The organism is Streptomyces sp. NBC_01216, assembly GCF_035994945.1.
Taxonomy (GTDB): domain Bacteria; phylum Actinomycetota; class Actinomycetes; order Streptomycetales; family Streptomycetaceae; genus Streptomyces.
On record NZ_CP108677.1, the window covers coordinates 1,223,399 to 1,248,459 of the forward strand.

Below are 25,061 nucleotides of genomic sequence, written 5' to 3' on the forward strand. Positions count from 1 at the left end.
CCTCCAGGGTAGTTCCGCGGGGTGCGGGAAGCGGTTCGCCGGGCCCGGGTGTCGGTGCCCCGCGCGCCGTGTGGCGGCCGGTCACCCGGCGGTGTCGCCCACCACCACCGTGCGCTGCGCCGAGAAGTCGCCCCAGGTGCCGTCGGGGAGCCTGGCGCGGAGTTTGACGCTGTAACGGGTGCCCGGTGGGTCGGTGACCGCGAAGGTGTAGGTGGCGCGGCCGGCCGGGGGCGTTGCGCCCCAGATGACGGTCGTGGCGAAGGCGCCGTTGAGATAGAGCTGGTGGCGGTCCACCGGCCCGTCGGTCTTCGGCGGGTTCCAGGTGAGGGTGATCTCGCCCCGGCCGGCCGTCACGCGCAGGTCCGTGGGGGCGGTGTCGGGGGGTGCGCCGGGCGACGGCGCGGTCGTGAGGTCGAGGGTGCCGCTGTCGGCCGAGGAGTTCTCGGCGGCGTCGCGGGCCCGGACGGTGAAGGAGTAGATCGTGCCGGGGCTGAGCATGGTGAGGCGGGTGGTGGTGACGGTGCCGGGGACCGTGTGGACGCGCGTGTCGGCATGGTAGATGTCGTATGCCGTGACCTTCGTGTCGTCGCGGGACGGGGTCCAGGTCAGGGTGGCGGCGCGGCTGCCGTCGGCGGCGCCGCGCAGGTGCGTCGGCGTGGTCGGGGGCGTGGTGTCCGCCGTGGTGGCGGCGAGGGTGGTGGCGGGGACGGGAGCGCTGTGCGGGGAGCGGTTGCCGGCGGCGTCGCGGGCTCGGACGGTGAAGGTGTAGGGGGTGGCCGGGGTGAGGCGCACGATGTCCGTCATGAGGGTCGTGGCGGGCAGGTCCCGGACCTTGCGGCCCTGTGCGTAGACCTCGTACCCGGTGACGGCGCGGTCGTCGGCGGCGGCACTCCACATGACGTGGACGGTGGTCGCGCTGCCGGAGGTCGCGGTCACGCCGGTGGGGACGGTGGGGCTCCGGGTGTCCTTGCCGGGGCCGGTCGAGCAGGCCGCCACGCAAAGCAGGGCGAGGGTCAACAGGCTTGTGGCGAGTGGGCGTTGCATGGGAATACCTCCTCCCTCGACATGGTCCAGACCTTTATGGCACCTCGGTGCGCGGGAGGGCAAGGGGGCGACCCGAGGGTGTTGTCAGTGGGGTGCGCTTCACTGGAGTCGTCACTCTACGTAACCAACCCTGGGAGGGAATCGTGACGGAGTGCACGACCTATGTGACGCTCGGCGGACTGCGGGAGCGGGGCTGGTCCGATGCGATGGTGCGGGACCTGTTGGGCCAGGCCGACGTCCAGGGGCGGGACCCCCGGCGGTGGTCGCCCGCGCCGGTCCGCCTCTACCGAGTGTCGCGGGTGGAGGCCGTCGAGCGGACGCCGGAGTTCATGCGGTGCGCGGCGGACTCGGGGCGCAGGTCGGCCGCCGCGACCGCGGGCGCCGAACGGAGGCGGCGGGCGGTGCTCGCGGCGATCCGGGCACAGCCGATCGACGTGCCCCGGCTGCCCGCCCCGGAGCTGGAGCGCAGGGCGGTACGTCACCGGCACCTGCTCGGCGCCCGGGCCCCGGGCGGAGTGGCGTCCGGCGCACTGGTGCGGTGGCAGGTCGGCTATCTCCGTCACGCGCTCTCGCGGTACGAGACGCTGCTCGACGGACTGTACGGGGCGACCGGACGGGCCGAGGCCGAACGCCTCCTGAACAGAAGGCTGTACGAGGCGATCGCCGAGACCTACCCGGGGCTGACGACGGAGTGCCTGCGCCGGATCGGGAGCGAGCGATGAACAGCGGGCGGCCCTGGGCACCGTGCGCCGTCTGGCCGGCCCCCGGGCCGGTCAGGCACGGCCCGGACCGCATGCCTCCACGGTGCCGGAGCGCCGGGCCGGGCGGGGCGGGGCCCTCCGGAGCCCCGGCGCGGCGGGGGCCGGAGGGCGGATCCGGCGGCAGGCGGCCGGGACCGGCTCGATCACCCGTGTCCCGAAGCGGGCACGCAGGCACTCGGCCGCTTCGCCGAGCGGCCCGCCCCCGATGACGACGGCCCGGACCTCGCGGCGTCCGCGGGGACCGGGCCGGCGGGGGCCGGGTGTGGCGTGCTCAGTGGACGTGCGCCGCCTTCCCCGTCCGGGCGCCGGAAATCTCCTCACCGGGCTCCATGGGCGCGGTGACCATGTCGTCGTCCCGGCCGCGCCCCAGGTGGTTGAAGACCAGGTTCAGCAGCACGGCGGCGACACAGCCGGTGGAGATACCCGAGTCCAGGATGATCTTCGCGGTCTCCGGGAACGCGTGGTAGAACTCCGGCTCCGCGATCGGGATGATGCCGACGGCCAGCGACACCGCCACGATCAGCACGTTGTTGTCCTTCTCCAAGCCCGCCTTCACCAGCGTCTGGATGCCGCTGGCGGCGACGGAACCGAAGAGGACGACGCCCGCGCCGCCCAGCACCGGCCGTGGGACGACGGAGATGAGCGAGGCGGCGATGGGCGACAGGCCCATCAGGACGAGGAATCCTCCACCGCACGCCACCACGAAGCGGCTGCGGATCCTCGTCATCGCCACCAGGCCGATGTTCTGCGCGAAAGCGCTGCACATGAAGCCGTTGAAGAGCGGGCTGAGAGCCGAACCGAGGGTGTCGGCCCGCAGCCCGGCCGCGATCGTCCGCTCGTCCGCCGGCCGTTCCACGATCTCGCCGAGGGCCAGCATGTCCGCGGTCGACTCGGTCATCGACACCAGCATGACCACGCACATGGAGACGATCGCGGCGAGTGCGAACCGGGGCGCGCCGAAGTGGAACGGGCTCGGGAAGCCCACGACGGCCGCCTCGGTCACCGGGCTGAAGTCCGTCACGCCGAAGGGGACGGCTATCAGCGTGCCGACGGCCAGGCCGACGAGCACGGCGATCTGCTTGAGGAAGCCGCGGGTGAAGCGTCGCAGCACCAGGACCACGACGAGGGTGAGGGCTGCGAGGGTGAGGAAGGTGGTGGAACCGTAGTCCTCCGCCCGGGGGTCGGGCCCCTGGGCCCAGCCGAAGGCGACCGGCAGCAGCGAGACGCCGATGAGGGTGATCACGGTGCCGGTGACGACCGGCGGGAAGAAGCGGACCAGCTTCGAGAAGTAGGGAGCGGCGACGAAGCCGAGCATCCCGGCGACGATGATCGCCCCGAAGATGATCGGCAGGGCGTCGGACTTGTCGTCCGTGGTGTCGACGATCGCGAGCATCGGGGCGACGCCGGCGAAGGTCACTCCGTTGACGAAGGGAAGCCGGGCGCCGATCTTCCAGATCCCGAGTGTCTGGAGGAAGGTGGCGAGTCCGGCGGTGAAGAGGCTGGCTCCGGTGAGGAAGGTCAGTTCGGTGCCGGAGAGCCCGACGGCCGATCCGACGATCAACGGCGGGGCCACCACCCCCGCGTACATGGCGGCCACGTGCTGGAGGCCGCTGGTGAACATCTTCAGGGGCGGCAGCGTCTCGTCGACCGGATGCTCCCGGTCCTCGGAGTCGGCGGCGGCGCTTTCATCGTGAGCATCATTGCGAAACCTGGGCTGGGTGGCCACGGGCGGTTCCTCCGGTCGGTTACACGTCGGCGGTGACGCGGATGTCAGGGAGGTGGTGCAAAGTGGTGCGATCGTGCGCCTCACGACGTGCGGCTCATGAGGAGGTGCGGGCCTGCGTGGTGGGGGGTCCGGTCGCGCGGCGCGAGGTGCCGTGCCGGGTGTCCCGGGAGGAGGACGTCGATCACCGTCCGGGGGGCGCCTGTGCGTGGTGTTCGTACGGGCGCCCCCCGGTCCGGCTGCCACGGACCCCGCTCGGGTCCGCGGCGTCCGACCGAGGGCCGTCCCCCTCGGTCGGACGTGGTGGGGAGGTCAGCCCTGGGCCGCGATGCGGGCCAGACGCTGTGCCTCGGCGCGCGCGTCACGCGCGATCGCCTCTTCGTCGGCGAGGAGCAGGCGGTTGTTCTCGACGATCTGCCGGCCGTTGACGAACGAGGCGGTCACGGGGGCGGCGGCCCCGAACACGATCGCGGTGACCGGGTCGGCGATCGAGGAATGGCCGAGGCCGTCGATCTTCCAGAGGACGAAGTCCGCGAGCTTGCCGGCCTCCAGCGAGCCGATCGAGTCGGCGCGGCCGAGGACCTGGGCGCCCCCGTACGTGCCGAGACGCAGGGCCTGACGGGCGTTGAGCGCGGCCTCGCGGTGGGCGCCGAGCCGGTTGATGAGCAGCGCGTTGCGCAGTTCGGTGTGCAGTTCGCCCGACTCGTTGGAGGCGGTGCCGTCCACGCCGAGGCCGACCGGGACGCCCGCCCTGAGCATGTCGGGGACCCGGGCGATACCGGCGGCGAGGCGCGCGTTGGAGGAGGGGCAGTGGGCCACACCGGTCTTCGTCCGGGCGAAGGCGGCGATGTCGGAGTCGTTCATGTGGACGCAGTGCGCCATCCACACGTCCTCGCCGAGGAAGCCGGTCGACTCGAAGTAGTCCGTGGGGCCCATGCCGAAGAGCTCGTGGCAGAACTTCTCCTCCTCCACGGTCTCCGAGCCGTGCGTGTGCATCCGCACGCCGAGACGGCGGCCGAGGGCCGCGCCCTCCCGCAGCAGGTCGGTGGAGATGGAGAACGGGGAGCAGGGGGCGACGGCGACCTGGGTCATGGCGTCGAAGGAGCCGTCGTGGTGCTTCCGGACCGTCTCCTCGGTCGCGGCGAGCGCGCCCTCGGTGGTCTCGACGGCGAAGTCCGGCGGCAGACCGCCGTCCTTCTCGCTGCGGTCCATCGAGCCGCGGGCGAGGGTGAAGCGGACACCCATGTCGGAGGCCGCCCCGATGATGGCACCGGACAGGTCGCCGGAGCCCTTCGGGTAGACGTAGTGGTGGTCCATGGCGGTGGTGACACCGCCGCGGGCCATCATGGCCAGCGACCCCTGGGCGGCGACGCGGACCATCGCCTCGTCGATACGGGCCCAGGTCGGGTAGAGCGCGACCAGCCAGTCGAAGAGGTTGTGATCGGTGGCCAGGCCCCGGGTGATCCACTGGTAGAAGTGGTGGTGGGTGTTGACCAGGCCGGGCGTCACCAGGTGACCGGTGGCGTCGATCCGGCGGACCACGTTCTCCAGCCCTTCGGGCGCCTTGCCGGCGCCGATGGACTCGATCCGGTTGCCGGCGACGACGAGGTACCCGGAGGCGTACTCGGTGTCGTCGGCGTCCACGGTGGCGATCGCGCAGTTCTCGATGACGATGCGCTGGGGTGCCGAAGGTGCTGCCATGGCGGTGGTTCCTTCATTCCTCTTCGGTGGTGTGGGCACGGCAGGACCCTAGGAGGATTTGAGTGCCGGGGCCTGGTGGCGGCTCCGGGTGCCGAGATGGTGGAAGAACAGGTCGAGCAGGACGGCGACGAGCGCGCCCGCGCTGGTGCCGGCTCTGAGGGTCCGTCCGTCGGTGCGGCGTCCGCGGATCTCGCCGAGGGCGAGCGTGCCGGCGCTGGACTCGGTCATCACGACCAGCACCACATCCACGGGGTGGACCGGGGCCCCCGCGGGGTCGGAACACGGACCTTCGGTGGATGCCGGCCCCGTCGCAGGCTGTGCCATGGTGGATTCCCTCCGGACTGGTGGCGGCCCCGCCCGACTGCGGGCGGGCGGGGCCGCGCTCAGGGCCGCTGAGAGCCTGTCGGGTGGCCTTCGACCGACGGGGCTCTCAGAGGTTGGTCATGTCGACCGGGATGTGCGCCGTGGCTCCGTCACGCAGCACGGTGGCCTCGATGAGCCCGTACATGCGGTCGGCGGCGTAGTAGACCTCGTTGTCGTTCTTGAGCCCGAAGGGCTCCAGGTCGACGAGGAAGTGGTGCTTGTTCGGGAGCGAGAAGCGGACCTCGTCGATCTCCGAACGGTGGTTGATGATGCGCGAGGCCATCTGGTAGAGCGTCTGCTGCAGCGAGAGGGAGTACGTTTCGGCGAATGCCTGCAGCATGTGCTTCCTGGTCTCGGCGTACGACTTCTCCCAGTTGGGCATCCGCTGGTCGTCGTCGGTCCAGTTGAAGCGCCACAGGCCGGAGACCTGGGTGGCCAGAATGCGGTCGTACGCCTCCTGGAGCGTGGTGTACTTGTCCTTGATGTAGCCCCAGAACTCCGAGTTGGTGGAGTTCATGACGACGAGGTCCTTGAGGCCGGAGATGACCTCCCACTTCTCGCCGTCGTAGGTGATCTGGCTGACCCGCGTCTCCTGGCCCTTACGGACGAAGGAGTGGTTGACCTCGTCGGAGCCGATGAACCGGGAGTTGGAGTCCGAGGAGGCGATCCGCTCCCAGGAGTACTCCTCGATCCTGATCCGGGCCCGGTGGATGGGCTCCTGGCTGGTCACGAAGTGGCGGGCCAGGTGGATGCCGAATTGTTCGGCCGACGCGATCCCGTGTTCCTTGGCGAAGGCGAACACGGTGTTCTTGGTCGTGTCGGTCGGCAGGCAGTGGGCGTTGGAGCCCGAGAGGTGGACGTCGTCGAGGTCGCCGGAGAGCGCGACGGAGACGTTCAGGTCCTTGATGTGGTGGGTGTCGCCGTCCCGCGTGATCTTGACGACGCGGTTCTCTGCTTTGCCGTACTGGTTCTGGCCGAGAATCGTGGGCATGTCTGCTAGCTCCCTCGGTATACGGAGTAGCCGAACGGGTTGAGCAGCAGCGGTACGTGGTAGTGCTCGCCCGGTGTGACGGCGAACGTGATCGCCACCTCCGGGAAGAACGCACCGCTGTCCCTTACGCGGGGGGCGTCCTGCTGCGCCTCGGCTTGCTTCTTGGAGAAGTACGCCTCGGTATCGAAGTCGAGACGTACGTGGGTGGTGCCTTCCGGCAGCGCCGGAAGGTCCTTGCAACGCCCGTCCAGGTCGGTGGCCGAGCCGCCCAGCGTGACCCAGGCCGCGTCGGAGCCGGCCCGGGCCGCGAGCGTGACGGCCACGGCTCCGGCCGGTCGTCCGACGCTGGTGTCCAGGATGTGGGTGGACACCGATGCGGTGGTGTCGGTGCTCATGCGGCGCTCTCTTCCTCTACGAGACGGCTCAGGCGGATGCGGTTGATCTTGCCCAGTTCGGTGCGGACGATCTCCCGCTCCTGTTCGGGCGAGTGCGCGATCCGTTCCCGGACCGCGTCGCGCATCTGCTCCCCGGTCCGGCCGGTGGCACAGATCAGGAAGACGTGCCCGAACCTCTCCTGGTAGGCCAGGTTGAGTTCGAGCATCTCGGCTCTGAGCGCGTCGGAGGCGCCGGCCATCCCGCTCTGCTCGCGGGAGGAGGTCGGGTCCCCTGCCTTCGGACGACCGATCGGCGGGTGGCCCGCCATCGCCTCGGCCAGGTCCTCGACGGTCAGCTCGGCCATGGCGGCGTCGCTTGCGAGGAAGAGGGCTTCGGCGGTGGCGTACGGGCGCTGGGCGAGAATCCTGCTCCCCCACGCCGAACTGGAACACACCTCGTGGAGGGCGGCGACGGTGTCGCCGTCCGCCGAGGTGTTGAAGCGGGCGAGGCCCGGTGTCGTACCTGAAGTCACGGGAAGCCTCCGTGGCTGTTTTTCGCTGTGCGTCGGACGGGCTGCGGATAGCTAACGCCCTCCACCACACAACGTCAACACTTTGTTGAAAAGTCGGCCGACAGGAGAGCCGTCGTCCCGACATCCGGACGACGGCTCGTGGCCCCCGTGATCAACCAGTGCCGCATCAGGCGATGTTCGCCCGTCGAGGAGCGGCGTCCGGTGCACTGGACCGCAAGGCGCCGGATTCACCTCATTGACGCGGCACTAGCCGTTCTCGGCGGCCTTTTCCCTGCTCAGAGCGGTCTCCCTGTTCAGGTAGTTGTACACGGTGAAGCGGCTGACACCCAGCGCTCCGGCCACCGTCTCCACCCCGTGTCGCACCGAGAAGGCGCCGCGCGCCTCCAGGGTCCGCACGGCCTCCTGCTTCGTCTTACGGTCGAGCTCGGACAGCGGCCTCCCGTGCCGACGCTCCATCGCGGCCAGGATGTGGTCCAGGGACTCGGAGAGCTGCGGCAGCCGCACGGCGCACACATCCTCCCCCTCCCAGGCGAGGACCACGTCTTCGGCCCCGGCCTGACCAGGGCCGAGTATCTCGGCGCCCATCGCGTCGACCAGCGGCTTCACCGCGGCGACCAGCGGGTGCCCCAGGGGCTGCTCGGTCACTTCCGACCCTCCCCGACCACGTTGACCTGGAGCGAGACGCGGGTGGCACCCGCCGCCAGAGACCTGCGCAGCAGCGCGTCCACGGCCGTCAGCACCGCGTCGGCGCCGCCTTCCGCCGTGTTGCCGAAGGGGCCGACGTCCACGGCGTCCAGCTCGGCCGCCTGGATGACCTCACGGGCCACGACCGCGTGCGCCGGCGCCTCGTCGAGGTCGAACGGCTCGGTCGTGAACTCCACTCTCAAACGCTCCATGCCCCCACGCTACTGGCCCGGTACCAGCCCGCGGCAGCCCCGGCCCGACGAACCCCCTTGACAAGCGAGCCGCTCGACTTGCAGCATTCCGTCAGACAGAAACTTACTTCCGCGATACGGAAGGAGCGCCGCCCCTCATGGGATACACGGACCAGCGCTTCGATGTGAACCTGTCGATCCTCTTCACGGAACTCCCGCTCCTGGAGCGCCCCGCGGCCGCCGCCGCGGCGGGCTTCACCGCGGTCGAGCTGTGGTGGCCCTGGATCGACACCGCCACCCCTGACCAGAGTGAGCTCGACGCTCTCAAGCAGGCCCTGGACACCGCCGGCACCCGGCTGGTGGGCCTCAACTTCTACGCCGGACAGCTGCCCGGCCCGGACCGCGGCGCGCTCTCCGTGCCCGGCGAGGAGTCGGACCGCTTCCGCGCCAACATCGAGGTGGCGGCCGACTTCGCCGCCTCGGTCGGCTGCACGGCACTCAACGCGCTGTACGGCAACCGCGTGGAAGGCGTCGACCCACGGCTCCAGGACGCCCTCGCCCTGGAGAACCTGGTCCTGGCCGCCCGCGCGGCCGACCGGATCGGCGCGATCCTGCTGGTCGAGACCCTCAACAAGCCGGAGTCGCCGCTCTATCCGCTGGTGAGCGCCCCCTCGGCGATCGAGGTCGTCGACAAGGTCAACGCGGCCACCGGGCTCGGCAACGCCAAGTTCCTCCTCGACATCTACCACCTGTCGATGAACGGCGAGGACGTCGCCGAGGTCATCGCGCGGTACGCCGACAAGACCGGTCACGTCCAGATCGCGGACAACCCGGGCCGTGGCACGCCGGGCACCGGGGCCCTCCCGCTGGAGCGGCTCCTCGACGAGCTCAGAAAGGCCGGCTACGACGGCTGGGTCGGCCTGGAGTACAAGGCCGCCGACGCCGCCTCGTCCTTCGAGTGGCTTCCGGCCGAGGCACGCGCGGCCCTCTGACTTCTTCCCGTACCACCAGATTTCCGAGAGGCACCCTCCCCATGAGCAACCCCGCTGGCTCCTCCCAGCCCACCCGTCCCTCGATCGCCTGGATCGGCCTCGGCATCATGGGTTCGCCCATGTCCGAGAACCTGCTGAAGGCCGGCTACCAGGTCACCGGCTTCACCCTGGAGCAGGACAAGCTGGACCGTCTGGCCGCGGCCGGCGGCACGGCCGCCGGATCGATCGCCGAGGCCGTCGGGGACGCCGACGTGATCATCACGATGGTCCCGGCCTCCCCGCAGGTCGAGGCGATCTCGTACGGCCCCGAGGGCATCCTGGAGAACGCGAGGTCCGGCGCGCTGATCATCGACATGTCGTCGATCACCCCGCAGACCTCCGTCGACCTGGCCGGGAACGCCGCCGAGAAGGACATCCGCGTCATCGACGCCCCGGTCTCCGGCGGCGAGGCCGGCGCCATCGAGGCCGTCCTGTCCATCATGGTGGGCGGCGAGCAGGCCGACTTCGACGAGGCCCTGCCGATCCTCGAGGCGCTGGGCAAGACCATCGTGCTCTGCGGCCCGCACGGCTCCGGTCAGACGGTGAAGGCCGCCAACCAGCTCATCGTCGCGGTCAACATCCAGGCATGCGCCGAGGCCGTCGTCTTCCTGGAGAAGTCCGGCGTGAACCTCCAGGCCGCCCTGGACGTCCTCAACGGCGGACTGGCCTGCTCCACGGTACTGACCCGCAAGAAGGACAACTTCCTGAACCGGGACTTCAAGCCCGGCTTCCGGATCGATCTGCACCACAAGGACATGGGCATCGTCACCGACGCCGCCCGCAACGTCGGCGCGGCCCTCCCGGTCGGCTCCGTCGTCGCCCAGCTCGTCGCCTCCCTGCGCGCGCAGGGTGACGGCGGCCTGGACCACTCGGCCCTGCTGCGCGCCGTCGAGCGTCTCTCCGGCCGGCAGGTCTGACCCAGATCTCCGGGCGGCGGCGGCGCTGACACCTGTCCTGTCGCGCCCAGGCGTCGCCGCCGCCCGGAGCACCACACTTCAATTTCAACAAACTGTTGACGTCGCTCCAGGGGCTCCTTACGCTCCAGAGCACCCCCAGCAGTGCAGCTCCCGTACGGAAGGTCACGATGTCGAAGCGCGTGCTCACGACCGAGTCCGGCGCCCCTGTCGCCGACAACCAGAACTCCGCCACCGCCGGCGTCGGTGGACCCCTCCTGCTTCAGGACCAGCAGCTGCTGGAGAAGCTGGCACGCTTCAACCGTGAGCGCATCCCGGAGCGAGTGGTCCACGCCCGCGGCTCCGGCGCGTACGGCTACTTCGAGGTGACCGACGACGTCACCGGCTTCACGAAGGCGGACTTCCTCTCCCAGGTCGGCAAGCGGACCGAGACGTTCATCCGTTTCTCGACCGTCGCCGACTCACTCGGCGGCGCGGACGCCGTCCGCGACCCGCGCGGCTTCGCGCTGAAGTTCTACACCGAGGAGGGCAACTACGACCTCGTCGGCAACAACACCCCGGTGTTCTTCATCAAGGACCCGATCAAGTTCCCCGACTTCATCCACTCCCAGAAGCGCGACCCGTTCACGGGCAAGCAGGAGCCGGACAACGTCTGGGACTTCTGGGCGCACGCCCCCGAGGCCACGCACCAGATCACCTGGCTGATGGGCGACCGGGGCATCCCGGCCTCGTACCGTCATATGAACGGCTACGGCTCGCACACGTACCAGTGGACCAACGAGGCGGGCGAGGCGTTCTTCGTCAAGTACCACTTCAAGACGAACCAGGGCATCCGTTCGCTCTCCGCCGGGCAGGCCGCCGAACTCGTCGGCCAGGACGCCAACTCGCACCAGACGGACCTGCTGCAGGCCATCGAGCGTGGCGTGAACCCGTCCTGGACGCTGTACGTGCAGGTCATGCCCGCCGCCGAGGCGGCGGACTACCGCTTCAACCCGTTCGACCTCACCAAGGTGTGGCCGCACGGCGACTACCCGCTGCAGCGCGTCGGCCGTCTGGTCCTCGACCGCAACCCGGACAACGTCTTCGCCGAAGTCGAGCAGGCCGCGTTCTCTCCGAACAACTTCGTCCCGGGTATCGGCCCCTCTCCCGACAAGATGCTCCAGGGCCGCCTCTTCGCCTACGCCGACGCCCACCGGTACCGCCTCGGTGTCAACCACACCCAGCTTCCGGTGAACGCCCCGAAGGCGACCGTGGCCGAGAACTACGGCCGTGACGGCTTCATGGCCACCCGCCAGGGCTCGCGCCACGACAAGAACTACGAGCCCAACTCGTACCAGGGCCCCGCGCAGACGGACGCAGCGCTCTCCGCGCCGCTCGCCGTCCACGGCTGGACCGGCACCCACGCGGCGCCCGAGCACGCCAAGGACGACCACTTCTTCCAGGCCGGCGAGCTCTACCGGCTGATGTCGGAGGACGAGAAGGGCCGTCTGGTCGCCAACATCGCCGGCGGCCTGTCCCAGGTCTCCCGCGAGGACGTGATCGAGAAGAACCTCGCGCACTTCGCCGCCGCCGACGCGGACTACGGCAAGCGCGTCGAGGAGGCGGTCCGCGCCCTGCGCGAGGACTGACCCCCTCGGTACCCAGACCGCGTGCGGCACATGACGGGAGGTCAGGTGTCGTACGCCGTCCGGACCGCCGACCCGGATGAGGGGTGGCCGGTGGTACGGACAAGCGTGAGGACCGCGGCGGCGAGCGAGCCAGTGCGGTGGTAAGGACGACCGGCTCCCCTTCCAGACCTGAAGGAGGGGGCACGCGCGGAGCGTCCGTCGCCCCCGCCGCGGTCCCAGCGTCCCCTCACGGGGATTCCCCCGAGCACCGCCCGGCAGCGCGAACGTCCTGTCGCGCCGGTCTCGCGCCGTCGGGCGGTCGACGACGAGAGCGCGGAACCAGGTTTACGGTCCCTGGTTCCGCGCTCTTTCGCATGCCCGCGCCACGGGCCCGAGGCGTCGGCAGGCCGCCGGCGCACCCGGGGACACGCCGGTGGACGGGGGTGGTGCCGTGTCGGCGGGACAGGCCGCCACCGGAACGGATCCAGGCAATCTCCGCGGCATCCAGCCTCGCAATCCGCCCGGGAAAGCCGGGAGAGCCGGGAGAGCTCGGCCCCCGCTCCCCTACCCGGGCGTCATCGGCCGGGCACCGCGCCGGTACGAAGCGTTCCCGGGGCTTCCAGGGCGTCGCCCCTCAACCCGCGGGACAAGGAGCGTGGCTGCCGGGGCCACGCTGATGCGTGGTGGTCCCACCGCCTCCGGTATCCCCGTGAGACGTGGTGGCCGCCCCGCCCGGCGGTGGCCGTCGTGCCTCACCCCGGGCGCGCCGGTCCCGCTGTCGACGCCTCTGTCCACCGCGGCGCCCGTGACCCCGTGCGGGCACCCGCCGGACCGCGGTTCCGGACATGGCGGACTCAGGCGGTGCTCGCCGTGAGCGAGAACGGAAGCCGAGAGCGCTTCAGCCCGAACCCGCCGGCCCCCGGTCCGCCGAGAACGACGGCGACGGGCAACAGGCCACGAGCCATACCCAGAGCCCCTGGGCTCCACCGATCCTACGCATGACCAGTTCGAGCCCGCCAAGACGGTATGACGGGCAACGGGCGTGACGGGATACGGCAGCGGCCCCCGCCCCGGTGCTTTCGCACGCGGGGCGGGGGCCGCTCGGTGAACCGTCGGATCAGACGGTCAGGGGCTTGATCGCCGTCGGTGCGTGGCCGGGCTCGGTGGCGAGCTCCTCGAACTCGGTGACATCGCTCATGTCGACCGTCTTGCTCATCGCGATGTTGGTGACGCGCTCCAGGATCGCCTCGACGACGACGGGGACACGGAACTCCTGAGCCATCTTCTTGGCCCGTTCCAGTGCCTCGCCCAGCTCGGCCGGGTCCTCGACGCGGATCGCCTTGACTCCCAGGCCCTCCGCGACCTTGACATGGTCGACGCCGTAGACGCCGATCTCCGGGGTGTTGATGTTCTCGAACTCCAGGTTGACCTCGAAGTTGATGCCCAGACCGCCCTGCGCCTGCCGGATCAGGCCCAGGTAGGCGTTGTTCACCAGGACGTGGACGTAAGGGATCCTGTGCTGGGCGGCGACCGCCAGCTCCTCGATCATGAACTGGAAGTCGTAATCGCCGGAGAGGGCGACCACCGGGGTCTCCGGGTCTGCCGTGGCGGCACCGATCGCGGCCGGGATGGTCCAGCCGAGCGGCCCCGCCTGGCCGCAGTTGATCCAGTGGCGCGGCTTGTAGACGTGCAGGAACTGCGCCGCGGCGATCTGAGACAGGCCGATGGTGGTGACGTAGCGGGTCTCCGGGCCGAAGGCGCGGTTCATCTCCTCGTAGACGCGCTGGGGCTTCATCGGCACGGCGTCGAAGTGCGTACGGCGCTGGAGGGTCGCCTTGCGCTCCTGGGCGGAGGCTGCCCAGGCGCTGAAGTCCGGCAGTTCGCCGCGGGACTTGAGCTCCGTGGCGACCTCGATGAAGAGCTCCAGCGCGGCCTTGGCGTCGGAGGCGATGCCGAAGTCCGGGGCGAAGATCTTGCCGAGCTGGGTGGGCTCGACGTCGACGTGGACGAACGTGCGGCCCTTGGTGTACGCGTCCAGGTTGTAGCCGGTGTGGCGGTTGGCCCAGCGGTTGCCGATGCCGAGGACGAGGTCCGACTCGAGGAAGGTCGCGTTGCCGTAGCGGTGCGCCGTCTGGACGCCGACCATGCCGGCGGCCAGCTCGTGGTCGTCGGGGATGACGCCCCAGCCCATGAGGGTGGGGATGACCGGGATGCCGGTCAGCTCGGCGAACTCGACGAGCAGGTCGGAGGCGTCGGCGTTGATGACGCCGCCGCCGGCGACGATCAGCGGGCGCTCCGAGTCGAGCAGGAAGCGGATCACCTTCTCCGCCTGGGCGCGGGTGGCCCGCGGCTTGTAGACCGGCAGCGGCTCGTAGGTCTCCGGGTCGAACTCGATCTCGGTCAGCTGGACGTCGATCGGCAGGTCGATGAGGACCGGGCCGGGGCGGCCGGAGCGCATCAGGTGGAATGCCTGCTGGAAGACGCCCGGGACCTGGGCGGCCTCCAGCACGGTGGTGGCGGCCTTGGTGACCGGCTTGGCGATCGTGGCGATGTCTACGGCCTGGAAGTCCTCCTTGTGGAGCTTCGAGACCGGCGCCTGGCCCGTGATGCACAGGATCGGGATCGAGTCGGCGATCGCCGAGTAGAGGCCGGTGATCATGTCGGTGCCGGCGGGACCCGAAGTACCGACGCAGACACCGATGTTGCCCGCCTTGGCGCGGGTGTACCCCTCGGCCATGTGCGAGGCGCCCTCGACGTGGCGGGCGAGCGTGTGGCTGACACCGCCGACGTTCTTGAGCTCTCGGTAGAAGGGGTTGATGGCCGCGCCGGGCACGCCGAACGCGTGGGTGACGCCTTCGCGCTTGAGGATCTCAACGGCCGCTGCGGCGGCGGTCATACGGGGCATGGGAGGGCTCCTGCTTCAGCCAGGCGGAGTCGGGTGCGCCACCGTCTCGTGGACTCCGATTCCGTATTGCGGAAGTAATGTTCTGCTATGTGGAAGCAATGTAGGTCGGGGTGGTGAGAACCGTCAAGGGAAAGCTCGGGGACGTTGGCCGAAGTACACCCCCTCCGGTGGCGGATTGAGAGACGATGGGGTGGAACGTCAGGGGGTTCGGAGTGGGTGAGTCGGTACCGGTGCGCTGCCCGGAGTGCCGCCGTACGCACGCGTACACGGCGCCCGCCTTCCCGTGCGCCTGCGGCGCCCCGGTCGCACCCCCCGTGGTCCCGGGCGCGACGTGTGAGCCGGTCACACACCGCAACTGGTCGGACGAGTGGGTCGTGGTGCCCTGCCCCGCCTGCGGGCGGGAGGACGCGTGGCCGCACCCGGAACTCGGGTGCGCCTGCGGCACGGTCCTGCGCGTGCCGGTACGGGGCGCGGGCACGACGGAGGGCGCGCCGGGCGGCGATACGGGATCCGGCCACCGGCCGGCGGACACCTCCACCACCGCCCATGCCGCCCGGGACACCGGCGACGGAGGGGGAGGGAACGCCGGCGCCCCGCCGGAAGGCCACGGGGACGGACCCGCGCACGCCGGAACACCTCCGGGAACCCGCGCCGCCCCCGGGGCGGGCACGACCTGGGGGGCGGCACCGGAGCAGTGGACGGACACGGGGACGACGTCGGGGACGTCATCGTCCGCACCGGGCGTGTCCGGTGCGGTGCACGACGCCCGGGACGCCCGTCGGGCGGGGCCGGACCTCGGCACGGGCACCGGAACACCCGCGGAGCCCGGTCCGGACCGCCAGTGGATCTCGGACCGGACCGTCGACCGCGGCCTCGGCCCGGCCTACGGCCGAACCTCCGAACCAGCCGCGGAACCGCCGGCCGGGGGTGTCACCGGACCCGCCCGTGAGACCGGCGAAGACGGGGGCGACCCACCGCCCCCGGTCGCCCCCGGGACGGGCTACCGCGCCCCGGCACGCGCCACGGGCGGGGGCCACCGACCGTTCTCCGACCGCTACCCCGCCCACATCCCGGTGCCGCCTACCGCGCCGTACCCGCACCCCACGCGCTCCTCGTTCCGGCCGGTGACCATCCGGACCGCCCGGGACGCGGTGGCCGCGTCCGCCGGATACCTGCGTTGGCTCGGCTTCCGGGACGTGGTCCAGCCCGAGGAACGAGTGACCGGCGGGGTCGACCTGCGGGCACCCGGCCTCGTCGCCCAGGTCGACCCGAGCACCCGCCCGGCCTCGCTGCGGGCCGTGGAGTGCCTCTGGCTGAACGGTCTCAGCACCTCGGCCGTGAGCGTCTTCTTCTCACTGGCCGGCTACACCCCGGAAGCGCGGTCCCGCGCCGACGAACTAGGGGTCCCCCTCTTCGTGCTCGATCTCACCGGCACTCCACAACCGGTCAACGGCGCGGCGGGCGATCTCGCCTCCGACGGCGTCTGAGAAAAGCCTCCGGCACCCTTTCCGCCGGGCCGCGCGCGGTGCGCCGACGGCCGTCGCCGGCAGCTCAAATCTCCCTCAGAATTCGGCCATTCACGCGTGATGATCACGGTTCCCCGGGCACAACATCTTCGGGGGTGGGGCTCCATGCCGACGGAGATGTGGTGGTTCATCGGTGCGGCCTGCGGGCAACTGCTGTGCGCCGTGGCCTTGTTGCGAACGCGCAGCATGGACTGGGGGAACCTGGCTCCGCAGGCGCTCGCGCTGCTCCGGGGCGGACGGCGGGCGGCCGTCACCGTGGCACTCGTCGCCCTGCACCAGCGGGGTGCCGTGGCGGCGGGCCGCAGGGGCACGATTCGGGCCAACGGCGGGCCCGGGAAGACCCGGGACCCACTCCAGCTCGGGGTGCACGGTTCGCTGCACCGCGCCCTGGGCATAGGGGTGCTGACCACGCGCCCCCGGGCGCGGCAGGCCCTCGACGCCCTGCGGGCGGAACTCGGCATGGCGGGACTGGTCCGCCCCGTCGGCCGGCTGTGGACCGCGCGCGTGCTGCTCGTCGGCGCTGTCGCGACGGTGCCGGCCGGGCTGCTGGTGACCGAGCCGTCGCGCACGGGACTCGCCCTCGCCCTGGGCCTCGCCGCGGTGCCCGGCGCGGTCGCGCTCGTCCTGCTGCGGCTGCCCGTGACGACCCGCGCCGCCCGCCGGCTCCTGCGAGGACTGCGCGAGCGGCATCCACTGCCCGCCCACCGCGGCGAGGTCACCGACGGCGAACTCGTCCAGTTGTACGTCGCGCTCTACGGCGATCCGGCGCTCGCTCTCTTCCTACCGCGTTTCTCACGCGACGGCGGCCTGCTCGGGCACGGCGGCCGGACCGACGACCACGTCACCGGGCGCGGCTGGTACTCGGCCCGGCACGACGGACCCGGGGACGGAACGGCGGGCGGAGGCGGGAGCTGGAGTGAGGGTGAGGGTGGGGGCGGTTCCGGCTGACTCCGCGCCATACTGGGTCATGCGCATCCGAGCGGCCGCACCGGCCGAACTCCCGCTGCTCCAGGACATCGAACGAGCGGCGGGCGACCCCTTCCGCTCCCTCGGCATGACGGCCGTCGCCGACGACGAGCCCCTGCCCCTGGACGTTCTCGACGCCTACCGCCTGGCCGGACGTGCCTGGGTGGCCGTCGACCCGGGCGACCGGCCGGTCGCCTACCTGCTGACGGACACGGTCGACGGAGCGGCCCACATCGAACAGGTCTCGGTGCATCCGGTCGCCGCCCGGCGTGGCATCGGCCGGGCACTGATCGAGCATCTGGCTGCCGGTGCGGCGGCGCGCGGCCTGACCGCGCTGACGCTGACCACCTTCAACGACGTCCCGTGGAACGCTCCGTACTACCGGCGGCTCGGCTTCCGCGACCTGGCCGCGTCGGATCCGGAACTGACCGAGGGCCTGCGCGCCATCCAGCGGGCCGAGGCCGCGCACGGACTGGCCACCTGGCCGCGGATCTGCATGCGCCGCGACCTGGTGCCGGTCCCCCGGCTCCAGCCCTCGGACGGCTGAGAGCCTGTCGGGCGAAGGCCACCCGACAGGCTCCGAGCCGGGCGTCGGCGTACGACACTGTCCCGCGGGTACCGGCCGCGGGACCGCGTCGTACGCCGGCCGACGACCCTGGCGCGCACCGGCCGGGCCTCAGGCTTCGCCGTACCGCTGCCTCAGTTCGATCTTGCGCACCTTGCCGCTGACCGTCATCGGGAACTCGTCGAGGATCTCCACCGCGCGCGGGATCTTGTAGTGCGCCAGCCGGCCGCGGCAGAAGGCGGTGATCTCGTCCAGGGCCGGCGGGTCCGCCGGGTCGCGCGGGATCACGCAGGCGAGGATCTCCTCGCCGTAGCGGGCGTCGGGAACGCCGACGACCTGCACGTCGGCGATCTTCTCGTGGCCGTGCAGGAACTCCTCGATCTCCCTCGGGTACACGTTCTCACCACCCCGGATGATCATGTCCTTGATGCGGCCGACGATCCGGACGTAGCCGTCCTCGCGGAGCACCGCCAGATCCCCGGTGTGCATCCAGCGGCTCGCGTCGACGGCCTCCGCGGTCTTCTCCGGCTCGTTCCAGTAGCCGAGCATCACTCCGTAGCCGCGGGTGCACAGCTCGCCGGCCGTGCCGCGCTCCACCGTGAGGCCGGTGACCGGGTCGACGACCTTCACCTCGACGTGCGGCATGACCCGCCCGACGGTGCCCGTGCGCCGCTCCAGGTCGTCGTCGCGCCGGGTCTGGGTGGACACGGGTGAGGTCTCGGTCATGCCGTAGCAGATCGACACCTCGGCCATGTTCATCTCGGCGACCACCCGCTTCATCACCTCCACCGGGCAGGGCGAGCCGGCCATGATGCCGGTGCGCAGCGTGGAGAGGTCGTACGAGGCGAAGTCGGGGAGGTTCAGCTCCGCGATGAACATCGTCGGGACGCCGTACAGGGAGGTGCACCGCTCCCGCTCGACCGCGCGGAGGGTGGCCGCCGGGTCGAAGGACGGCGCGGGAATGACCATGCAGGCACCGTGCGAGGTCGCCGCGAGATTGCCCATGACCATGCCGAAGCAGTGGTAGAAGGGCACCGGGATGCAGATGCGGTCCTGCTCGCTGTAGGCGATCATCTCGCCGACGAAGTAGCCGTTGTTGAGGATGTTGTGGTGCGAGAGGGTGGCGCCCTTCGGGAACCCGGTGGTGCCCGAGGTGTACTGGATGTTCACCGGTTCGTCGCAGGACAGCTCCGCCGGGCGCAGGTCCCCCGCGGTCCGGGCGAGCAGGGCGTCCCAGCTCGGGTCGCCGATGTAGACGGCCTCCCGTAGCGCGGGACAGGCGGGCCGCACGCGCTCGACCATCGCGCGGTAGTCGCTCGACTTGTGGCTCAGGGACGCGAAGAGCAGGGAGATACCGGCCTGCTGGAGCACGAACTCCAGCTCGTGGGCGCGGTAGGCCGGGTTGATGTTCACCATGATCGCGCCGATCCGGGCGGTCGCGTACTGCACCAGTACCCACTCGGCGCAGTTCACCGCCCAGATACCGACCCGGTCCCCCTTGGCTACCCCGCTGCCGAGCAGGGCGTCCGCGAGCCGGTCGACGTCCGCACCGAAGGCGGCGTACGTCCAGCGGCGCCCGCTCGCGACGTCGACCAGCGCCTCGCGGTCCGGCCAGGTGGCGACGGCCCGGTCGAGATGGGCACCGATGGTGTCGCCGAGCAGCGGCGTACGGCTCGTGCCGTGCGTGTAGGACAGGCTCATCCCAGATCCCCCTCGGTGTACTCCGTGCCCTCGCCCTTGGCCGTGCGCTCGCGCAGTTCGATGCGGCGGATCTTGCCGGAGACGGTCTTCGGCAACTCGGCGAACTCGATCCGGCGTACCCGCTTGTACGGGGCGAGCACGGCGCGCGAATGGGCGAAGAGCAGCTTCGCGGTGCCGGCGTCCGCCGCCCACCCCTCGGCGAGGACCACGTACGCCTTGGGGACCGCCAGCCGCAGTGCGTCGGGAGCCGGCACGACCGCGGCCTCGGCGACCGCCTCGTGCTCCAGGAGCGCGCTCTCCAGCTCGAACGGCGAGATCTTGTAGTCGGACGCCTTGAAGACGTCGTCGGCGCGCCCGATGTAGGTGATGTACCCGTCGGCGTCGCGGGAGCCGATGTCGCCCGTGCGGTAGTAACCGTCGGCCATCGCCTCGGCCGTGCGTTCCGGGTCGCCGTGGTACCCGGTCATCAGGCCCACCGGGGCGGCGGAGAGGTCGAGGCAGATCTCGCCCTCCGCCACGTCCGCGCGGCCGCTCACCGGGTCGACGAGCGTGACCCGGTATCCGGGACTCGGCCGGCCCATCGAGCCCGCCTTCAGCGGCTGGCCGGGGCTGTTGGAGACCTGGACGGCGGTCTCGGTCTGCCCGAAGCCGTCCCGGATGGTGAGACCCCAGGAGCGGCGCACGGCGTCGATGACCTCGGGGTTGAGCGGCTCGCCCGCCGCGACGACCTCGCGGGGCGGGGTGCGCAGCTGGGTGAGGTCGGCCTGGATCAGCATCCGCCAGACGGTCGGCGGGGCGCAGAAGGAGGTGACGCCGTTGCGGTCCATCTCGGCCATCAGACGGGCGGGGTCGAAGCGCGTGTAGTTGTGGATGAAGACGGTCGCCTCCGCGTTCCACGGCGCGAACAGGTTGGACCAGGCGTGCTTGGCCCAGCCGGGCGAGGAGATGTTCAGGTGGACGTCGCCGGGCCGGAGGCCGATCCAGTACAGGGTGGCGAGGTGCCCGACCGGGTACGAGACATGGGTGTGCTCGACCAGCTTGGGGCGGGCGGTGGTACCGGAGGTGAAGTAGAGCATGAGCGGGTCGTGGGCGTGGGTGACGCCGTCCGGCTCGAAGGTGTCCGGCTCGCCGTACGCCGCCTCGTAACCCAGCCAGTCGGCGCGCGCCCCGCCACCGACGGCGATCCGGGTGTACTCGCCTGGTACGTCGTCGAACTTGGCGGCGTCCTCGGCGCGCACGATCACGTGCCGGGCCCGGCCGCGCTCGACGCGGTCGCGCAGGTCGGCCGGGCCGAGCAGTGGCGTCGCCGGGATGACGACGGCGCGCAGCTTCATCGCGGCGAGCGCGGTCTCCCAGAGTTCCGTCTGGTTGCCGAGCATCACGATGATCCGGTCCCCCGCACGCACACCCCGGGAGCGCAGCCAGTTGGCGGCCCGGTTCGAGCGGGCGGACATCTCGGCGAAGCTCAGCCTGGTCTCGCGGCCGTCCTCCTCGACGATGTGCAGGGCGGTCCTGTCGTTGTCGGCGGCGATGACGTCGAACCACTCCAGCGCCCAGTTGAAACGGTCCGGCCGCGGCCACTCGAAGCCCTCGTACGCCGTCTCGTAGTCCTCACGGTGCCGGAGCAGGAAGTCGCGGGCGGCCCGGAACCTCTCCGTCGCGCTGCTTGCCGTCATGTGTCCTCCTGGTTGCGGGACCGGTCCCGGACATCGTGTAATCGGTGACCCAGGTCTCACTACCCCCGTTCGGGGGTGAAGGAGAGGTTCCGTGTCCGAGCGGACGGAAACGGTGGAGCTGCGCGCCGCGCTGCTGCGGCTGCGCCGCGCCACCGGACTCCCGGTGGTCTTCGGCGGGCTGCTGCACGACGGCCGCCGACTGCGGATCGCCGAGCTGGACGGTGCGGTGACGCCCGCCCTGCGCGGTCTGGCGGTCTCGACGGGCAGCGGACTCGGCGGCAAATGCCTGCGGCTGTCACGGCCCTGCGCGGTCACGGACTATCCGGCGGCCCGGCACATCACGCACGAGTACGACCGTCCGGTCTCGGTGGAGGGTCTGCGTTCGGTGATCGCGGTACCCCTGGTCGTGCGGCGCAAGGTCCGGGGCGTGCTGTACGGTGCGCTGCGCGACGCCCTGCCGATCGGCGAGCGGGTCTTCGACGCCGCGGTCGCGGCGGCCCGGGACGTGGAACAGGCGCTCGCGGTAAGGGACGAGACGCGGCGACTCCTGGCGGCCGAGCGGCAGGCGGTGCCGGGGCCGTCGTGGGAGGAGGTCCGGCAGGCCCACGGCGAGTTGCACGCACTGGCACCCCGGGTCCCGGACCCGGAACTGCGGGCCCGGCTCCTCGCGGTGTGCGGACGGCTGGAGACCGCGGCCACGGGGCCGGCGCGGCCGGTGGAGCTGACGCTCACCCCTCGCGAGCTGGACGTCCTCGCGGCGGTGGCACCGGGGGCGACGAACGCGGCGGCGGCGGACCGGCTGGGGCTGCGACCGGAGACCGTGAAGGGATACCTGCGCTCGGCGATGCGCAAGCTGGGCGCCCGCACCCGCTGGGAGGCGGTCGTGACGGCCCGCCGGGCGGGGCTGCTGCCGTAGGGCCCCGGCGGCCCCTCCGGACCATCACCCCGGCGGCCCCTGGCCCGCGGTCCGGTCGGTCAGCGGGCCACGGTGCCGAAGGCGATCGTGTGGGGTACGCCCGCCGGTGCCATGATCGCCAGCATCCGCTCGGCCTCCTCGGTCAGCTCCGCCCGCCGGGTACGGTTCGGCAGGCCGAAGGGTTCGATGGTCATCGTCGTGCGTTGCTCGGTCTCCTCGATCCGCCAGAGTCCGGCCAGGAAGCCGTCGAGCAGGAAGACGCGGTACGGCTGGTTGCCCTTCCACGTGCGGACCTTGTGCTCGGCGGCCACGACCCGGCTCCGGTCGGCGTGCGAGAGGAGCAGGTTGTCGAACTCGGGAAGGAAGCGCGGCGGCGCGGGGGTCTCCCCGTCGGGGCGTGGCGCGTCCGGCAGGTCGAAGAGCTCGACGCCCTGCTCGTCCCGGAAGGCGAGGAGGCGGGGGCGCAGGCGTTCGAAAGTCTCCCGGAGGCGAGTGAGACCGCACCAGGTCTGCATGTCCTTGACGGACGCCGGGCCGAAGGCGGCGAGGTAGCGCAGCACGGTGTCGTCCGGGGCGGGGACCGGCTCGGCGGGACGGCCGAGCCAGTGCTCGGCGGTCGTCAGACAGACCTGTCCGCCGCGGCGCCACAGGCCGCGCGGGGTCACCTGGACGAGCGGCAGCCGGCAGCGGGCGGCGACGGTGAGGGCCTGCGGGTCGGCGTCCGGCCATTCGGCGAGGAGTGCCTCACGGATCTCCTTCGGGGTCCGGGGACGTTCTTCGACGAACCGGCGGGCGAGCGTCGCCAGCCGGTCGAGGTCGACGCCGTCCAGGCCCTTGCGGAAGATCCTCACCTCACGGTCCCGGGCTCCCTGCACCAAGGGCCGCAGGGTGAGCACGTCAGCGGCGGTGTGGGTGTGGAGGGTGGACCGCAGCGTCACGATCCGGGCGACCGCCCGCTCCTCCATCAGGGTGGACAGGTCCTCGGGCCGGAAGTCCGCGAGCCGGGCGGCGAGTGCGTAGTAGGGCGGCTTGGTGTTCTGCGCCTGGAGGCCGAGGAGATGGGAGACAGCTTCGTCGGGGGCCATCGTGGCACGGCTCAGGAGCAGTTGGCGGGCCAGCGTGGCACGGTTCAGCGCACGGACGGAGAGCACCGGGGGCGTCGTCTTGGGGGCCATGGACGGCACGCTACCCAGCCTTGGGGACAGGTCCGGTCCGCAAGCATGGCCCGCACGGGTCGCCCGGGGAGGTGGCCGAGGCTGCCGCGCCCGCGCGACTCACCCCGTATATCCTGCACGGAGTCCCGACAGCCGACCCCGATCACGCACCACGGAGGTGGAGCCACCGTGTCGGATCGCCACCCCCGCCCCGCGCGGCGCCGCCGGACCGATCCCGCCGCCCCGCGGTCTCGTCCGGAACCGGACACCGGCCCCGAGGGAGCGCCTGAGGACAAAGCGAGCGTGGTGCAGGCGACGCTCTACCGGGGCGGCCGCCAGGTCTCGTCACCCGACACCCTCGCCGAGACCTTCCGCCAGCTGCGCGAGGCACCCGACGGCATGGCGTGGATCGGCCTGCACCGCCCCTCGGAGACGGAGCTCCACTCCCTTGCGGCCGAGTTCGACCTCCACGAGCTCGCCGTCGAGGACGCGATGGAGGCCCACCAGCGCCCCAAGCTGGAGCGTTACGGGGACACCCTCTTCGTGGTCCTGCGCGCGGCGCGCTACCTCGACGCCCCGGAGGAGGTCGACTTCGGGGAGCTCCACGTCTTCGTCGGCCGGGACTTCGTGATCACGGTCCGCCACGCCGACGCACCCGACCTCTCGGCGGTGCGTCACCGTATGGAGGAGAACCCCGAACTCCTCGCCCTGGGGCCCGAGGCGGTCCTGTACGCCATCCTCGACGCGGTGGTGGACGGCTACGCGCCGGTGGTCGAGGGGGTGCAGAACGACATCGACGAGATCGAGACCGAGGTCTTCGGCGGAGACCCGGCGGTCTCCCGTCGCACCTACGAACTCTCCCGCGAGATGGTCGAGTTCCAGCGCGCCACCCGCCCCCTGGTCGGCATGCTGCACGGTCTGATGGCCGGCTTCGCCAAGTACGGCACGGACGAGGAACTCCAGCGCTACCTCCGCGACGTCGCCGACCACGTCACCCACACGAGCGAACGTGTGGACGGCTTCCGCCAGGCCCTGTCGGAGATCCTGACGGTCAACGCCACGCTCGTGACCCAGCAGCAGAACGCGGAGATGCGCGCGCTGGCGGAGGCGGGCTTCGAGCAGAACGAGGAGATCAAGAAGATCTCCTCGTGGGCGGCCATCCTGTTTGCACCCACGTTGGTGGGAACCATCTACGGCATGAACTTCGACCACATGCCGGAACTGCACTGGGCCGGCGGGTATCCGTTCGCAATCCTCCTCATGGCGGGGGTGTGCACAGGGCTGTACTTCGTCTTCAAGCGGCGACGCTGGCTGTAGCCGACCTCCCCGCGACCAGCTGAACGACTTCGCAAACGCGAACGTCTGAGAGGGGTCGTCCGGTGCTCTTGGGGAGAATCCGGGGAGAATGCGCAGCGCCGAGGAGTCGACTTCCACTGCCACCGCCTGCAGTTCTGCGGCCACCACGGGGACGGCCCCACAGGCCAGGTTGAGGGTCGCTGGTCACAGAGGGTGTCCAGTGAAGCCCTGCAGGCCATCCCCTGAACGCTGTTGACGTCCACTCAAGGCACCGCGCACAGGGAGGACCGGCTGGAACCGAGAAGTGCGGCGGCTGCGGGAAGGGGGACCGGCCAACGTCGTTTGACAGACCCGTACAGCGGTACAGCGGCAGAGTCCGAAACCCTCGCTTGTTACTCGATGGTAAGAGATGATGGTGGGCAACCATCCACGCGGTCGA

Annotated in this window: 22 protein-coding genes; 9 read left to right on the forward strand and 13 right to left on the reverse strand. The window is 71.1% G+C overall.

All coding sequences use genetic code 11. The annotated features are described in order from the left end of the window. Positions 1-81: 81 nt before the first annotated feature. A complete protein-coding gene (locus OG393_RS05235; protein ID WP_327373408.1) occupies positions 82-1,044 on the reverse strand; it encodes a fibronectin type III domain-containing protein in 963 nt (320 codons plus the stop codon). A 143-nt stretch (positions 1,045-1,187) separates the two neighbouring features. Between OG393_RS05235 and OG393_RS05240 the strand changes: the two genes are divergently transcribed. Next, the gene (locus OG393_RS05240; protein ID WP_327373409.1) at positions 1,188-1,766 is read left to right on the forward strand and encodes a hypothetical protein; all 579 of its coding nucleotides are present in this window, start codon (positions 1,188-1,190) and stop codon (positions 1,764-1,766) included. Positions 1,767-2,076: 310 nt separating this feature from the next. Here OG393_RS05240 and OG393_RS05245 read toward each other — a convergent pair whose 3' ends face one another. From OG393_RS05245 to OG393_RS05280, 8 genes are all read right to left on the reverse strand, one after another. Beyond that, positions 2,077-3,426, reverse strand: a complete 1,350-nt coding sequence (locus OG393_RS05245; protein WP_442817402.1) for a nucleobase:cation symporter-2 family protein — start codon at positions 3,424-3,426, stop codon at positions 2,077-2,079. 414 nt (positions 3,427-3,840) lie between these two features. Further along, positions 3,841-5,229, reverse strand: coding sequence for an 8-oxoguanine deaminase (locus tag OG393_RS05250; protein WP_327373411.1), 1,389 nt, complete (start codon positions 5,227-5,229; stop codon positions 3,841-3,843). Between the two features lie 48 nt (positions 5,230-5,277). Then, positions 5,278-5,457, reverse strand: a complete 180-nt coding sequence (locus OG393_RS05255; protein WP_327378626.1) for a hypothetical protein — start codon at positions 5,455-5,457, stop codon at positions 5,278-5,280. 202 nt (positions 5,458-5,659) lie between these two features. Further along, positions 5,660-6,583 carry a factor-independent urate hydroxylase gene (gene pucL, locus OG393_RS05260; RefSeq protein WP_327373412.1) on the reverse strand — a complete coding sequence of 308 codons (924 nt, stop codon included), beginning with the start codon at positions 6,581-6,583 and terminating at the stop codon, positions 5,660-5,662. A gap of 5 nt (positions 6,584-6,588) precedes the next feature. Next, positions 6,589-6,978, reverse strand: a complete 390-nt coding sequence (gene uraH / locus OG393_RS05265; RefSeq protein WP_327373413.1) for a hydroxyisourate hydrolase — start codon at positions 6,976-6,978, stop codon at positions 6,589-6,591. Next, the gene (gene uraD, locus OG393_RS05270) at positions 6,975-7,490 is read right to left on the reverse strand and encodes a 2-oxo-4-hydroxy-4-carboxy-5-ureidoimidazoline decarboxylase (RefSeq protein ID WP_327373414.1); all 516 of its coding nucleotides are present in this window, start codon (positions 7,488-7,490) and stop codon (positions 6,975-6,977) included. The genes uraH and uraD overlap by 4 nt, the downstream gene beginning before the upstream one ends. 246 nt (positions 7,491-7,736) lie before the next feature. Further along, positions 7,737-8,075: a helix-turn-helix domain-containing protein gene (locus OG393_RS05275; protein ID WP_327378317.1), complete on the reverse strand. Its 339-nt coding sequence runs from the start codon at positions 8,073-8,075 to the stop codon at positions 7,737-7,739. Between the two features lie 56 nt (positions 8,076-8,131). Continuing rightward, positions 8,132-8,386, reverse strand: coding sequence for a hypothetical protein (locus tag OG393_RS05280; protein WP_327373415.1), 255 nt, complete (start codon positions 8,384-8,386; stop codon positions 8,132-8,134). A 137-nt stretch (positions 8,387-8,523) separates the two neighbouring features. Between OG393_RS05280 and OG393_RS05285 the strand changes: the two genes are divergently transcribed. The 3 genes from OG393_RS05285 (at position 8,524) to OG393_RS05295 (ending at position 11,938) form a co-directional block, all read left to right on the forward strand. Continuing rightward, positions 8,524-9,357, forward strand: coding sequence for a TIM barrel protein (locus OG393_RS05285; protein WP_327373416.1), 834 nt, complete (start codon positions 8,524-8,526; stop codon positions 9,355-9,357). A gap of 41 nt (positions 9,358-9,398) precedes the next feature. Next, positions 9,399-10,313: a 2-hydroxy-3-oxopropionate reductase gene (locus tag OG393_RS05290; protein ID WP_327373417.1), complete on the forward strand. Its 915-nt coding sequence runs from the start codon at positions 9,399-9,401 to the stop codon at positions 10,311-10,313. Between the two features lie 167 nt (positions 10,314-10,480). Beyond that, positions 10,481-11,938, forward strand: a complete 1,458-nt coding sequence (locus tag OG393_RS05295; RefSeq protein ID WP_327373418.1) for a catalase — start codon at positions 10,481-10,483, stop codon at positions 11,936-11,938. A 1,096-nt stretch (positions 11,939-13,034) separates the two neighbouring features. Here the strand turns inward: OG393_RS05295 and gcl are convergent. Continuing rightward, positions 13,035-14,822 carry a glyoxylate carboligase gene (gene gcl / locus OG393_RS05300; RefSeq protein ID WP_327373419.1) on the reverse strand — a complete coding sequence of 596 codons (1,788 nt, stop codon included), beginning with the start codon at positions 14,820-14,822 and terminating at the stop codon, positions 13,035-13,037. 743 nt (positions 14,823-15,565) lie between these two features. Between gcl and OG393_RS05310 the strand changes: the two genes are divergently transcribed. From OG393_RS05310 to OG393_RS05320, 3 genes are all read left to right on the forward strand, one after another. Further along, positions 15,566-16,309 carry a hypothetical protein gene (locus OG393_RS05310; RefSeq protein ID WP_327378318.1) on the forward strand — a complete coding sequence of 248 codons (744 nt, stop codon included), beginning with the start codon at positions 15,566-15,568 and terminating at the stop codon, positions 16,307-16,309. Positions 16,310-16,453: 144 nt separating this feature from the next. Beyond that, the gene (locus tag OG393_RS05315; protein ID WP_327373421.1) at positions 16,454-17,296 is read left to right on the forward strand and encodes a TIGR04222 domain-containing membrane protein; all 843 of its coding nucleotides are present in this window, start codon (positions 16,454-16,456) and stop codon (positions 17,294-17,296) included. Between the two features lie 19 nt (positions 17,297-17,315). Continuing rightward, positions 17,316-17,861 (forward strand): GNAT family N-acetyltransferase, encoded by a 546-nt coding sequence (locus OG393_RS05320; RefSeq protein ID WP_327373422.1) that lies wholly within the window; start codon positions 17,316-17,318, stop codon positions 17,859-17,861. 129 nt (positions 17,862-17,990) lie between these two features. Here the strand turns inward: OG393_RS05320 and OG393_RS05325 are convergent, their stop codons facing one another. Continuing rightward, the gene (locus tag OG393_RS05325; RefSeq protein ID WP_327373423.1) at positions 17,991-19,580 is read right to left on the reverse strand and encodes an AMP-binding protein; all 1,590 of its coding nucleotides are present in this window, start codon (positions 19,578-19,580) and stop codon (positions 17,991-17,993) included. Further along, positions 19,577-21,256, reverse strand: coding sequence for an AMP-binding protein (locus OG393_RS05330; protein ID WP_327373424.1), 1,680 nt, complete (start codon positions 21,254-21,256; stop codon positions 19,577-19,579). Before OG393_RS05330 ends, OG393_RS05325 begins: the two co-directional genes overlap by 4 nt. Positions 21,257-21,347: 91 nt before the next feature. On the opposite strand from OG393_RS05330, the gene OG393_RS05335 reads away from it, so the two are divergent. Beyond that, complete coding sequence (locus OG393_RS05335; protein WP_327373426.1) at positions 21,348-22,172, forward strand: LuxR C-terminal-related transcriptional regulator; 825 nt, start codon at positions 21,348-21,350, stop codon at positions 22,170-22,172. Positions 22,173-22,231: 59 nt separating this feature from the next. Here the strand turns inward: OG393_RS05335 and OG393_RS05340 are convergent, their stop codons facing one another. Further along, positions 22,232-23,347, reverse strand: coding sequence for a winged helix DNA-binding domain-containing protein (locus OG393_RS05340; protein ID WP_327373427.1), 1,116 nt, complete (start codon positions 23,345-23,347; stop codon positions 22,232-22,234). A gap of 168 nt (positions 23,348-23,515) precedes the next feature. On the opposite strand from OG393_RS05340, the gene OG393_RS05345 reads away from it, so the two are divergent. Next, positions 23,516-24,643, forward strand: coding sequence for a magnesium and cobalt transport protein CorA (locus OG393_RS05345; protein ID WP_327373430.1), 1,128 nt, complete (start codon positions 23,516-23,518; stop codon positions 24,641-24,643). The last annotated feature ends 418 nt before the right edge of the window (positions 24,644-25,061 follow it).